Below are 12,604 nucleotides of genomic sequence, written 5' to 3'. Positions count from 1 at the left end.
GAGCGCTCGCCCGCGCAAGCGGCCGCGCTCGCGCAAGCGGCCGTGCTGCAGCGCAGCTGCCTCGACGCGCGCGCCGCGGTTGTTGGTTCGTCGGGCGCAGAGCTGATCGCCTCGCTGCGTGCGTACGCGCAGTCCGATCCAAGCGCGGCCTTGGTCGGGCGCCGACCCACGACCGGCGCGCCCCGCTGTGTGTTCGTGTTCAGCGGTCAGGGGGATCAGTGGTGGGGCATGGGCCGCGAGCTGCTCGAGCGCTCGCCCCGGTTTCGCGCCGAGCTCGAGCGCTGTGATCACGAGCTCGCGCCGCTGCTGGGGTGGTCGGTGATCGACGCGCTCGGGGCCGAAGCATCCGGGTCGCGCCTGGCCGCGTCGGCGGTCGCCCAGCCGGTGTTGTTCGCGCTGCAGGTGGCCCTGGCGCAGCAGTGGCGGCGGTTTGGGATCGAGCCCGACGCGCTCGTGGGACACAGCTTGGGCGAGCTCGCGGCCGCCCTCGTTGCGGGGGTCCTCTCGCTGGCCGACGCCGCCAAGCTGGTGGTCGCGCGGGCGCAGGTGACCGAGCGCGCCGCCGGGCTGGCGAAGCTCGCGGTCGTGGAGATGGGCCCCGAGCCGCTAGCGACCCTGCTCGAACAACAGGGGCTCGAGGGTCTCGAGGTCGCCGCGCACAACGGCCCCGAGCAGACGGTCGTGTGCGGGCCCGCGGCCTCGCTGGCGCGGCTGGCCGGGGCGCGGCTGCTCGATCACGCGTATCCGTTTCACAGCGCCCACATGCAACACAGCGCTGACGAGCTCCGGGCCGCGCTCGAGGGATCAGGCTTGCGCGCGCAGCCGGGCACGATCCCGATCACCTCGACGGTGACCGGCGCCGAGCTCGATGGGTCGCGCTTCGACGCGGGCTATTGGGCGTCGCAGCTGCGCGCGCCGGTTCAATTTGCGGCGGCGATCGCTGGCTTGATCGACGCTGGCCACCGCCACTTCGTCGAGATCGGCGCGCACCCGGTGTTGTCAGGATCGATCCTGAGCTCGCTTGGCTCGCGCGCGGGCGTGGTCGTGCACTCGCTGCGGCGTGGCGTCGACGCGCGCACATCGACGCTCGGGGCGCTCGCGCAGCTCTACGTTCACGGGCACACGCCAGACTGGTCGGCGGTCTACGCGGGAAGGGCCCCTTGCAACTCGGTGCCGCTGCCTCGGCTGCCGCTCTCGCGCCAACCGGCTTGGCACGCCCCCGCGTCGCCGCGCGAGCCGGACAGCCAGATCACGCACCCCTTGCTTGGCCGGCGTGTCGAGCTCGCCCATCGAGCGAACGAGCGGATCTGGGAGGTTGCGCTGTCGCTGACGCGCCTGCCGATGCTGGGGGATCATCGCTTCGAGGGGGCGGCGATCCTCCCGGCGACCGCGTATCTGGAGATGGCGCTCGCCGCTGTGATCGAGCAGCGCGGGGCGGGCCTCGAAGCTGGCGCGATCACGCTGCGAAACGTGGAGATCCTCGCGCCCTTGTCGGTGCCCAACGCGTCGGCCCGCGCGGTCCAGCTGGTGCTCATGGACGAGGCCGCGCGCTTCGAGATCCGCAGCCGCGCGGGCGAAGCTGGCGCGTGGGTGCTGCATGCACACGGTGAGATCGATACAGGGACCGAGATCGCTACCGCGTCTGAACCCGAGCTCGGCGAGCCGCCGACCTTGTCAGATCAGCCGGGCGGGTCCGCGGCGCTCCACTACGAACAGCTGCGCGCCCGCGGACTCGACTACGGCCCCGCGTTTCGCGGCGTCGAGCAAATTGGCCTGCGCGACGGCGTGGCGGTGGCCAAGCTCCGCGCGACCGCCCCGGTCGCCGCGGATCCGCGCTACCACGTTCACCCCGCGCTGCTCGACGCGGCGGCGCAGGTGGTCGCGGCGCTCGGCGGCGACGAGGGCCGGCCGTTCCTGCCCGTGGGCGTCGCGGCGATCCGCTTCGTGCAGCGCCCCGGCCCGCGCGCGTGGAGCTTGGCGCGGATCACCAGCGAGGCCGAGCGAGCGCGCACGGTCGACCTCGAGCTGCGCGACGAAGCCGGCCGGCTGCAGGTCGACGTCCAGGGCCTGCAGCTGCGCTACCTGGATCTGGCGAGCGCGACGGCACGCGGCCGGCAGGGTCTCGACGCGCTCGTCTATCAGCTGGAGTGGCGCCCAAGTCGGCTGCGTGCGCTGCCACGCGCGCAGCCGCCTGGCCTGTGGTTGGTGCTCTGCGATCGCGCAGCGTTCGGCGACGCGTTGATCGCCGCGCTGGCAGCCACGGGCGACCGCTGCGTGCGGGTCGAGCCGGGCGCCGCGTTCACGCAAGTCAGCTCGGATCACTACCGTGTCGATCCGGCTCGGGCCGAGGACATGCACGCGCTGTTCGGGCACGTGCGCGAGCGCGGCGAGCCGTGCAGGGGCATCGTCCACGGGTGGAGCCTGACCGATGCCCAACCCAGCGACGACGATCCACCACAGGACCTCAACGCCGAGGTCGCCGCGCTCGAGCGCAGCTCGATCCTCGACGTCGCCGCGGTGGTCCATGTCCTGCGCGAGCTCGTGGGGCAGCGCTGGCCAAGCCCGCCCAAGCTGTGGTTGGTCAGCCGTGGCGCGGCCCCGGTCCGTGACGACGAAGCGATCACCACCGCTGGCGCGCCGCTGTGGGGCCTTGGCCGGACCCTCGCGCAGGAGCACCCGGGCGTGTTTGGAGGCATCGTCGATGTCGATCCCCACGCCACAGCCCAGGCTCAGGCTCAAGCGTTGATCCGCGAGCTGCGGGCGCCCGACGGCGAGGTTCAGATCGCCTACCGCGACGCCCAGCGCCACGTCGTTCGGGTCACCCGGGCGCGTGTCCCCGCGGCGCCAAGCACCAGCGCCCAGCTGCGCTGTCGCGTCGACGGCTGCTACCTGATCACCGGTGGCCTGGGCGGCCTGGGCCTGCACGTCGCCCGCGAGCTGGTCAATTGCGGCGCGCGGCGCTTGGTGTTGATGGGCCGCTCGGCGCTGCCCCAGCGCCACACCTGGGCAAGCGTGGATCCAAGCTCGCGCGTGGGCGGTCAGATCGCTGCGATCCAGGGGTTCGAGCGCGAGGGCGTGAGCGTTCACCTCGCGGCCGTCGACGTCGGGGATCCCGATCAGGTCAAAGCGTTCTTGGATCAGCATCGGCGCGAGGGCTGGCCGCCGATCCGCGGCGTCGTTCACCTCGCGGGCGTGCTTCAAGATCAGATCCTGCTGCGCCTCGACGCGGACATGCTGGCCGCCGTGTTCCGAGCCAAGGTCGTTGGCGCGTGGGTCCTGCACCGCGCGCTCGCTAGCTACGATCTCGATCTGTTCGTGTTGTTCTCCTCGGTCGCCGCGGTGCTGGGCTCGGCCGGCCAGGGCAACTACGCGGCGGCCAACAGCTACCTCGACGCCCTCGCTCGTCACCGCCGCGCGCGGGGGCTTGGCGGCCACAGCATCAATTGGGGTCCGTGGGCGGACGTCGGCGTCGCTCGGGATGATCGTCGCCTGGCTGGGCGCGGGATCCAGAGCCTCGCCCCGGATCAGGCGCTGGCGTCGATGCGGAGCTTGCTCGCGTCCGCGCGCGCGCTGGGGTGGACGCAGATCACGGTGATGGACGTGGACTGGTCTCGCTTCGCCCGCGCGCACCCGACCCTCAGCGCGTCGCCGCCGATCGCCGAGCTCGTCGCGGCCGAGCTCGCGGCCCAGCAGTCGGCAGGACAGGCCCCCACGCCCAAGCCAGGGGAGGCCGCGGCCGCGATCCTGGCGCTGCCGATCCCCGAGCGAGGTCCGCGGATCGTCGCGCTGCTCACCGCCCACATCGCGCTCGCCGTTGGCCGACCGGCAGAATCCCTCGAGGCGGATCGCCCGATGGTCGAGCTGGGCTTGGACTCGCTGATGGGCATTGAATTGCGCGCGCGGCTCGAGGCCCAGCTCGGGGTCGAGCTGCCGATGGCGACGCTGCTCGAGGGGCCGTCGATCCACGTGCTCGCCGATGATCTGCTCGCGCGGCTGTCGTCGACCCCAGCCGCTTCGCCCGCGCCCGGTCGGGCCGCGCGGCGCAGGTGGCTGCGCGCGCGGCCGGGGCTGCCCACGCTCACGCTGATCCACCCGGGCGCCCTCGATGTCGAGTGCTACGCCCCGTTGGCGGCCGCGCTCGAGAGTCACGGGGTCGAGGTGATCGAGCTGCCGGAGCTCGAGGCTGGCGGCGCGAGCGAGCTCGAGGCCCCGATCACCGCGCTCGCGGATCGCTGCGTCGAGCTGCTGGCGGGCTCGCAGGCGCAGGCGCAGCCGCAGATCTTGGCCGGCTGGTCGCTGGGCGGGGTGCTGGCCTACGAGACGGCGGCGCGTCTGCACGCGCGTGGCCACGCGGTCGACCACGTCGCGCTGCTCGACAGCCCCACCCCGCACGTCAGCGACGACGCGGCGTCCTACGCAGAACCAGCGCTCATCGCAGCCTTCGCCAGCTACCTGGGCGCGCGCGGCATGGCCGGCTCGCCGCCGGGCTTCGACCCCGCGAGCGAGCCGCTCGAGCAGGTCCGCGCCTGGGCGGTGGCGTTCGCCGGGCTGCCGCCAAGCACCGACACCGAGCAGATCCACGCGCTGTTTGGCATCTACGTCGCCGGTCTGCAGCGCTCGGTTCGGCGGCTGGCCGGTTACCAGCCGCGGCCCTACGCCGGGCCCGTCATGTACCTGCGCGCCGTCGACACGCTGCGGGCCTTCGCCGAGGTGTTCCCCGACAGCGTGGAGGTCTGGCGAGGGCTGTGCACCGGGCTGACGGTCCACGATGTGCCGGGCGATCACTACTCGATGTTTCAGGCCGCGCACGCGCCCAAGCTGGCGGCCGCGCTGCGGACCGCACCTGATCTGACCTGAGCTGGCCTGACCTGAGCTGACCATGGACGACGCACAGATCCACGCAATCCGCTGGCGCGAGGGCTTGGACGTGTTGCGGTTCCTGTACCGCAACCCCGCGCGGACCGATCAGATCACCCGGGTGATCGAGGCGTGGCAGGGCCGCTCGCTCCCCCGCACGCTCGCGCGCATGCGGGGTCGCCCCAAGGCCCGGGCGCTGCTGCGGCGCAAGCCCTCACTCGGCGACGCGCTCGCCGACTGGGAGCGGCTCGAGAGCCTGCCAGCCGGCACCCTTGGCCACGCGTACCTCGCCAGCTGCGAGACCCTGGGCACCACCCGCCGCGGCATGGGTGTGTACGTCGAGACGGGCACCTCGCCCGCGCGCACGGCCGCGCTCGAGCCCGACGAGCGGTTCTTGCAGGACACCCTATTTTTCAGCCACGACCTCTATCACCTGGTGACCGGCTACCAGACCGACCTGCTGGGCGAGGTGTGCCTGCTGGCGTTCACGGCCGCGCAGACCCGCAACACGGGGGTCATGGCCATGGCTGGGCTCGGCGCCTACTCGATCCGGCTGCCGCGTCTGGCTGGCCAACGCATGATGCTCAACGCAGCCGCGCTGGCGCTGCGGGCCGAATGGTTGGTCGAGCAAGACTGGGTTGAGCTGCTCGATCATCCCCTCGAGCAGATCCAGCGCGAGCTCGGCCTGTGGCCGCCGCCGGTCTACAAGCCGGTCTGGGTTGGCAACAAGCCAGGGCAGGGGAGGCGCGCGTGAGTTCGCTGCCCTCGGTGAACCAGTCTACGACGGTGTCCGCAAGCGGGCGAGAAGCCCTCGCCCGAGCTGAAAACAGTCACGAACGCGACGACAGCCCCGAGATCTCGATGGCCCGCTGCATCAGGCCATGCATGCGCTGGCACAGGTACGCGTGGTGCTCGATCACCGCGGCCTCGGTGACCTCGTTTGGATCGATGTCGGCGACAATAGGCTCCTCGAACACATGCCAGAGCTTGACCGGCCGCGGCACCAAGGTTGGCCCCACCCCACGAAACAGCGGCAGCGGCAAGTGGTACTTCTTGTAGAAATCTGCGGTGATCGGCAGATCGGCGACGTCGAAGATGTCGTCTGCAGCCGGGCAGGCGGCCAGCACGATCGGCGCGCCGGTCAGCAGCGCGATCCAGACGAAGCCCAGCCGGCCCTCCCAGTCGAAGGTGTAGTGCTGCTTCGTGCTACGCAGGGCCTCGCGCATGCCCCCGGGCCCAAGCCCCAGCAGGCCGCCGTTGCGCAGGATCTCAATCGCCGCGTCGCGCTTGCCTGGCCACACGCCAATGTCACGCATCGCGTTGCCAACGGCCGGCAGCTTGAACAGCAGATCATCGGCCAAGATGATCGGTCGGCGACCCAGCGCGTCCAGGGCGACCGAGCCCAGCAGAAAATTTTCGTAGGTTGCGAGGCTGTGGGTGCTGGCCACCAGCACCGGACCCGAGCGCGGAAAGGCCGACAGCCCAACCACCTCATACGAGTGATACGCCCGGAGCAGACGCATCGCTCGATCCCACGCGCGGGTGGTCAGCCTCGTCTCCAGCTTCATCCCTTCATGCTAACTCAGCGCCACCGATCATGACATCACCCACGCCCGTCTTCGAAGATCCGATCGTGTTCGTGCTAGGGGTCGCCCGCAGCGGCACGACCTTGCTGCGGCTGATGCTCGCCGGTCACCCCCGGCTGTTTTGTCCGCCCGAGATGGTGCTCGCCCCGTTTGAGACCATGGCCCAGCGCCACGCCTTGCTCGAGCGCCGGTTTTGGGAGAAGGGCGGGCTGCGGCGGACCTTCATCGAGCTCGAGGGTCTCGACGTTCCAGCCGCCAAGCAGCGCGTGGCCGCGCTCTCGACCCTTGGTGTCGACGAGGTTTACGCGCTGCTCAACCAGCGAATTGGCGACCGCGTGCTGGTCGACAAGTGCCCGCACCTGTGCAACTACCCCGCCGCGATCCGCCGGCTCGCGGGGTGGTTTCCGGGCGCGCGGTTCTTGTGGATCGTGCGCAACCCGGGCTCGGTGATCCGCAGCCTGCAGAACGTGAACATGTCCGAGGCCCTGTTCGAGGGCTCGGACTACACCAACGCCGAGCAGCTGTGGCGCGGGGGCAACCAGGCGATCGCGTCGTGCCTGGCCGAGCTCCCCGAGCAACGCTGGCTGCGGATCCGCTACGAGGATCTGGTCACCGCCCCAGCGCCAACCATGCGCGAGGTCTGTGGGCTGCTCGAGCTCGACTACGACGACGCGATGATCCAGCCCTACGAGGGCGATCGGATGCGCAGCGGGCCCAAGGGCGCGCGCGCGGTCGGGGATCCCAACACCTCCACGCGCGCGCGGATCGAGCCCGAGCTGGCGGATCGCTGGCTGACCGGCTTTGATCACCGCAGCGTCAACGCGCAGACCAAGGCGCTCGCGGCCAGCTACGGCTACGATCTGGACAGCATCCCGCTGCCGGGCTTGTCGGAGGTCTCGCGCGCGATGGCGGAGGTGCTCGCCGACGTGGCCAAGCTCGAAGCCACGATCGACCTCCCCGATGATCTGCACAACCTCGAGGGCCGCCGGTTCTTGCTGCGCATGCTGTCTGCGACCGTCGAGACCTTCACCGAGTACAGCGATCCAGACTGGCCCCAGTTTCACGCGGTGATCGGCCCGACCCGCAAGATGTTTGGTGATTGCCCCGACGCGGACGTGGTCCGCACCCGGCTGTCGCTGGGCGCGGGGCGGCGGTATCGGGTCTCGGGTCGGATCCCGCCGGGCACTGTCTATGTTGGGTGTCTGCTGCATCGGCGCGGCGGGAAGATCGGCGCGCACCTCAACGACGGCGCGATCGCCCGCGACGCAGACGGCCGCTTCGAGCTGCTGATCAGCGCCGACGAGCTCGAGCCTTTGCCTGGGGTGACGGTGCTGAAGGGGGAGGGCGACGAGACCGAGCTGGTGATCCGTCAGTACTTTGGTCAGCGCAGCGCCGAGCCGCCGCTGAAGCTCGAGGTCGCGCTGCTCGCCAACGATCCGGCCGCGCCGCGAACCGCCGCCCCGCTCGAGCCCAACGCCTACGCCAAGAACCTGCGCAACGCCGGGCGGATGCTCGCGACGATCGTCGAGCGCAGCTTGATGTTCTACAAATTCGTGACCGCTGGCGGCCTGCCGATCAAGCAATTCCACGCGGGATCGGGCGAGCGCCTGTTTCCAACCCCCGACAACCACTACCAAGTGTGTTGGTATCGCTTCGGTCCCGAGCAGGCGTTCGTGGTCCGGGGCAAGCTCCCGCAGGCCCGCTACTTCAGCCTGTGTCTGTACAACGTCTGGCTCGAGAGCTTCGACTACACCCGGCATGCGATCTGCCTGAACCACACCCAGCTGCAGGTTGACGCGAACGGCGAGTTCACCGTCGTGCTGGCCGACAGCGATCCGGGCGTTGGCAATTGGCTCGACACCTCTGGCCACAGCGCCGGCTACATTCTGGCCCGCTCGCTGCTGCTGCAGGGCGACGCGCCGGCGCTGCAGACCGAGACGGTGTGGCTGTCGGAGCTGGGCGCGGGTGATCAGCCGTCGTAGCGCTCGCGGCGGGTCAGCCGGGTCAGCGCGGCGGCCTGCTGCGGCGAGCTTGCGAAGCGCAGCACCAGGCCGTGCGGGGTGACCCGATCCACGCTCGCCTGGATCTGCAAGCCCGCGACGACCTGGGCTTCGCCGTTGGCCTCTGCGACCACGAAGTGATCGAGCCGGATCGTGGCCCCGACCGCCCGGCGAACCCGGGTCTCGACGAACGCCCGATCACTGCGCAGGTTGACCAGCTCGGCCGGCGCGCCCTCGAGGTTCACGGACACCCGCCGGGTCCAGCCCGGCTGATCGAGATCCGCCGGCGGCGTTCCAAGCTCGCTGACCAGCCCCAGCTTGGCGAGCGCGCGCAGGATCAACCCGCAGCCATCCACCTGCCACGCGTGAACTTGGGTCGTCGCGGAGCCGGGGAACACGTGATGATTGTGGTGCCAACCGGCGCCCAGGCTGACCAGGGCGACCCAGGCATTGTTGGCGCTGCGATCGCGCGCGTGCAGGGCGAAGGGGCGCGAGCCGTACACGTGACAGATCGAGTTGACCGCCCAGATCGCATGATTCACGAGAAAGGTGCGGATCAGCCCGCCCCACACCAAGCCGATCCAGGCCCCGTGCCAGGTGCCCGTGAGCGCCCCGCCCAGCACGGCTGGCAGCGCAAACCCCAGCGCCAACCACCACAGATAGTTGCGGTGGATCGACCACACCATCGGCTTCTCGAGCAGGTCGGGCACGTACTTGGCCCAGGTGGACTTGCGGCTGATCGCGTCGACCTCGTTGAACAGCCAGCCGACGTGGCCATCCCACAGGCCAAGCAAGAGCCCGCGCGCGCCGTCGCCACGCAGCTGCGGAGAGTGGGGATCACCCGGGCGATCCGAGCGCTCGTGGTGGCGGCGATGCGTGGCCGCCCACCACAGCACCGGGCCCTGAAACGCCATCGAGCCGAGCCCGGCGAGGACCGCCTCGACCCCGGGCCGGGCCCGATAGCTGCGGTGCGAGAAGTAGCGATGAAACCCGCCCTCGACCCCGAACAAGGTTGCGATCCACAGGACCACGAACACGACCAGGTTGGCGGTCTCGAGCACGTCACCGCGCCACGCCAAGTAGGCGCCAATGAACACCCCAGCGGTTGGCAGGCTCAGGACCAGCGCGACGGCGGCCCGATCGATCCACCGCAGCCTGGCCCGATCGCGCCCCCGATCTCGCGGCTTGGAGCCCATCAGTCGGCCCCGTCCAGCCAGTCGCGGTTCCAGGCCCGCAGCGAGTCGCGCATGAACAGTGCCTGGCGACGCAGGCCGCGGCGGGAGTTGTCGTAGAAGGCGCTCAGCACGTGGCGGCTGGCGGTGAGCGGCTTGAACCCGACCATGAGATCGCGGACCTCGGGCGACGCGTTGCGGTGGTACCAGACGTACGCTCGCAGCATCTGGGTCATTGTATAGGGCGGGGTCGTGCGCACGCTGGGGTCTTCGAGCCGCCAGTAGCTTGGGCAGAACTGCACCTCGCGCAGCACCGCGCGAATGTTGGCGGCCGCGCTCGCGGCCGTGATCTCGCCCCGCGCAAACCGGTGCATGTGAGCGGCGGCGCTGTCGACCATGTGCCGACACTCGGGCACCGCCGTGCCCAACAGCGAGGTGAAGGGGGCCTCGCGCGAGCGCTCGAGCACCGCCCGATCCCCGGACTCGAGGTGGCGCATCAGCTGGGTGCCGTTCAAGTAGGTGCCAACCTGCAGCGCCGCGACCCAGACCCGGTACCACGCATCCCACAGCTCGTAGTCGCGCCAGCCAAGATAGGAGTTGGCGACGAATTCGTCGTACAGCTTCAGGTTGGTCTGGAAGAACGCGTCGACGTGGGCGAAGCGGGCCGCCTCGAACACGCCGTCGCCCAGCGCGGCGAGCAGCTCGTCGGCGAACAGATCGATCACGCCCACGGTCAGGTTGAGCCCCGACGAATACAGCGGATCGACAAACCCCGCCGCGTGGGCGAGCAGCAGCCAGCGATCCCCCACGGTCTGGCGCGAGCTGTACTGCAGCCGCCCGGTCGACACCCAGCCGCGCAGCGCGTGGGCGCCCTGAAACTGCCGCGCGACGCCGGGCATCCGGTTGACGTGCTCGAAGAACTCTTGCTCGGGATCCCTGCCCGACTCCCCCTCCGACTCGGGGTGAAGCTCGCGGTCGAGCAACAAGCCCACGGACGTCAGCTGGTTGACCGCGTCGAGGTGGTTGCCGAAGGGGATCACCCACAGCCACCCGCCCTCGAACACGTGGTGCAGGGTGGTCTGCGAGAGCGGATACACCAGGCCGTGGCGCTCGCGGGCCTCGCCAACCCGATCGTAGGGGGTGACGCCGACCATGTGGGTGAAGATCGCCCGCGAGTTGGTCCGCAGCGCGTCGGGCTTGTTGCGTAGATTGAGCTGCTTGGCGAGCGGCGAGCGAAACCCGGCCGCGTCGACCAAGAACGCCGCGGTGATCCGCTCACCGGTGTCGAGCGTGACCGCTACGCCGCCGCCCTCGAGCTCGAGATCGATCGCGCTGACCCGGGTCGCTTGGCGAACCTTCGCGCCATGCCGGGCCGCGACCGCGAGCATGAACGCGTCGGTGTCTTGGCGAAACAGGTGGCAGTCGGGCCCCCACGGCGGCGCCCCCGTTGGGAATTGGTGCGACTGGGTTGGCTCGTGGGCGTGGCCGGGTCGGTGATACAGAAAGCTGAACGCCCGCTTGACCCCGCTCGAAGCCCCGATGTGATCGCGGACCAAGTAGAACTCCGAGAGGTACGCGAGCTCGGGCAGGTCGTACTTGGCGGCGAGCAGCTTCAGGCGAAAGCTGGTGTCGGGGGTGGTCGCCTCGCCGATCGCAAAGCGTGGGTGGCTGCCCGCGTCGATCAGCAGGACCCGGCGCCCATGGCGAGCCAAGATCGCCGCCAGCATGGTCCCGCCCAGGCCGGTCCCGAGCACGATGACGTCGTAGTGGGTGCGGTTCATGGGGTGGCTTCGTGCGGGATCGGCCAAGACAGTCGCGCGAGCGTGCGCAGCGACTTGGCCAGGGTCGCCGGCCACGACCCGGTGCGGTAGCGGACCCCGTGGCGCGCACACACGGCCCGGATCTCCGGGGCAATCTCGCGCAGCCGGTTGGGCGGCAGCTTTGGAAACAGGTGATGCTCGATGTGATAGTCGAGCCCGCCGCACAACACCGACATCCAGTGCGGGACCTCGAAATTGTTGGTCGCCTCGATCTGCATCTCGTACCACTCACCGCGGGATTTAGCCTGGCGGCCGGCGCCATAGTGATGCACGTCCGGGCCAATGTGATTGCAGTGCATCGTGGCCGCCGTGTAGACGTCGCGGACGTGGTCGGCCAGCCAATTGCCAGCGAGGACCTTGAGAAACAGCGGGCCCGCCAGCGCCGGATAGACCACGTAGTTGGTCAGCTTGTAGGGCACGATCTTGCGCAGCGCCCGTTTGTGCGCAGACCAGAACGTGCGCAGCGACTTGTGCTTGGCGACGACCGCCTCGTCCTCGGTCCTGGCGAACAGATCCAGCACCCCCGCGCTGTGCAGGCTCATGCCCGTCCACCAATACAGCGGGTAGGTCGCAGAAAACAGCAGCTGAAGCCGATGATAGAAGTGGTGCTTGGCCTCGGGGCTCCAGCGGGCGAAGCCAACGAGCAAGTCGGAGTCGCGCCCGACGATGTTGGTGTGACCGTGGTGCAGCAGGTTGTGGGCCCGCCGCCACGACTCTTCGTCGATCTCACCGACCCAGCGAAACCGCTCCGAGTGGTACTTGGCGGCGCCCGGCAGCTGCTCTAGCTTGTCGTAGGCGCCGTGCAGGGCGGTGTGCCCGATCTCGCAGACTTGCAGCTGGTGGGCGGCCGCGAGCGCGAGGATGCCAGCGGTATAGCTAACGGGGTCCATACCCGCGAAGATCAACACGCGCCCGGCAAGGGTCAGACGCCGCGACAGCTGATCGATCGATTCTATATAGGCGATATCGCCGTCGCCGAGCTCGCTGCGCACGCGCTGGTGGATCGCGTCGAGATCCTTACACAGCGAGGCGAGCCGCTCCTCCTCGCTCGACCAGGCTGGCTCTTTGGCCGGTCGTTGCTCGGTGGGGCGCTCGTACACGCACTGACGGTAGAACAAGCGCGGCGCAGCGTCGACTGTCGGCGCGGAGCGTCGCTCGGATTTGGATGG

Annotated in this window: 7 protein-coding genes; 3 read left to right on the top strand and 4 right to left on the bottom strand. The window is 69.9% G+C overall.

Features of this window, described 5'->3' with window-relative positions; all coding sequences use genetic code 11:
* The first annotated feature begins 42 nt into the window (after nucleotides 1–42).
* Together DB30_RS08490 and DB30_RS08485 are read left to right on the top strand one after the other, a co-directional pair.
* Nucleotides 43–4,857 carry an SDR family NAD(P)-dependent oxidoreductase gene (locus DB30_RS08490; RefSeq protein ID WP_205632939.1) on the top strand — a complete coding sequence of 1,605 codons (4,815 nt, stop codon included), beginning with the start codon at nucleotides 43–45 and terminating at the stop codon, nucleotides 4,855–4,857.
* 22 nt (nucleotides 4,858–4,879) lie between these two features.
* The gene (locus DB30_RS08485) at nucleotides 4,880–5,611 is read left to right on the top strand and encodes a Coq4 family protein (protein ID WP_052547631.1); all 732 of its coding nucleotides are present in this window, start codon (nucleotides 4,880–4,882) and stop codon (nucleotides 5,609–5,611) included.
* Between the two features lie 76 nt (nucleotides 5,612–5,687).
* Here DB30_RS08485 and DB30_RS08480 read toward each other — a convergent pair whose 3' ends face one another.
* On the bottom strand, nucleotides 5,688–6,425 hold the full coding sequence (locus DB30_RS08480; protein WP_052547629.1) for a 1-acyl-sn-glycerol-3-phosphate acyltransferase: 738 nt from the start codon (nucleotides 6,423–6,425) through the stop codon (nucleotides 5,688–5,690).
* 29 nt (nucleotides 6,426–6,454) lie between these two features.
* On the opposite strand from DB30_RS08480, the gene DB30_RS08475 reads away from it, so the two are divergent.
* Nucleotides 6,455–8,425 (top strand): sulfotransferase family protein, encoded by a 1,971-nt coding sequence (locus tag DB30_RS08475; RefSeq protein WP_052547628.1) that lies wholly within the window; start codon nucleotides 6,455–6,457, stop codon nucleotides 8,423–8,425.
* Here DB30_RS08475 and DB30_RS08470 read toward each other — a convergent pair.
* From DB30_RS08470 to DB30_RS08460, 3 genes are read right to left on the bottom strand one after another with little or no spacing between them, the layout of a single operon-like run.
* Entirely contained in the window at nucleotides 8,413–9,639 is a 1,227-nt protein-coding gene (locus DB30_RS08470; RefSeq protein WP_052547625.1) for an acyl-CoA desaturase, read from the bottom strand. The genes DB30_RS08475 and DB30_RS08470 overlap by 13 nt on opposite strands.
* Nucleotides 9,639–11,396, bottom strand: a complete 1,758-nt coding sequence (locus DB30_RS08465; RefSeq protein WP_052547624.1) for an NAD(P)/FAD-dependent oxidoreductase — start codon at nucleotides 11,394–11,396, stop codon at nucleotides 9,639–9,641. The genes DB30_RS08470 and DB30_RS08465 overlap by 1 nt, the downstream gene beginning before the upstream one ends.
* Nucleotides 11,393–12,535: a fatty acid desaturase family protein gene (locus DB30_RS08460; protein WP_146658301.1), complete on the bottom strand. Its 1,143-nt coding sequence runs from the start codon at nucleotides 12,533–12,535 to the stop codon at nucleotides 11,393–11,395. The genes DB30_RS08465 and DB30_RS08460 overlap by 4 nt, the downstream gene beginning before the upstream one ends.
* Nucleotides 12,536–12,604 lie beyond the last annotated feature (69 nt).

This window comes from Enhygromyxa salina, from assembly GCF_000737335.2.
In the GTDB taxonomy this organism is placed as follows: domain Bacteria; phylum Myxococcota_A; class Polyangia; order Nannocystales; family Nannocystaceae; genus Plesiocystis; species Plesiocystis salina_C.
This window is presented reverse-complemented; position numbering and strand designations above follow the sequence as displayed.

Bases quoted from the DNA above. Each gene is read 5' to 3' on its own strand.
- DB30_RS08470 (WP_052547625.1), bottom strand. From the start codon at position 9,639: ATGGGCTCCAAGCCGCGAGATCGGGGGCGCGATCGGGCCAGGCTGCGG.
- DB30_RS08485 (WP_052547631.1), top strand. From the start codon at position 4,880: ATGGACGACGCACAGATCCACGCAATCCGCTGGCGCGAGGGCTTGGAC.
- DB30_RS08480 (WP_052547629.1), bottom strand. From the start codon at position 6,425: ATGAAGCTGGAGACGAGGCTGACCACCCGCGCGTGGGATCGAGCGATG.
- DB30_RS08465 (WP_052547624.1), bottom strand. From the start codon at position 11,396: ATGAACCGCACCCACTACGACGTCATCGTGCTCGGGACCGGCCTGGGC.
- DB30_RS08475 (WP_052547628.1), top strand. From the start codon at position 6,455: ATGACATCACCCACGCCCGTCTTCGAAGATCCGATCGTGTTCGTGCTA.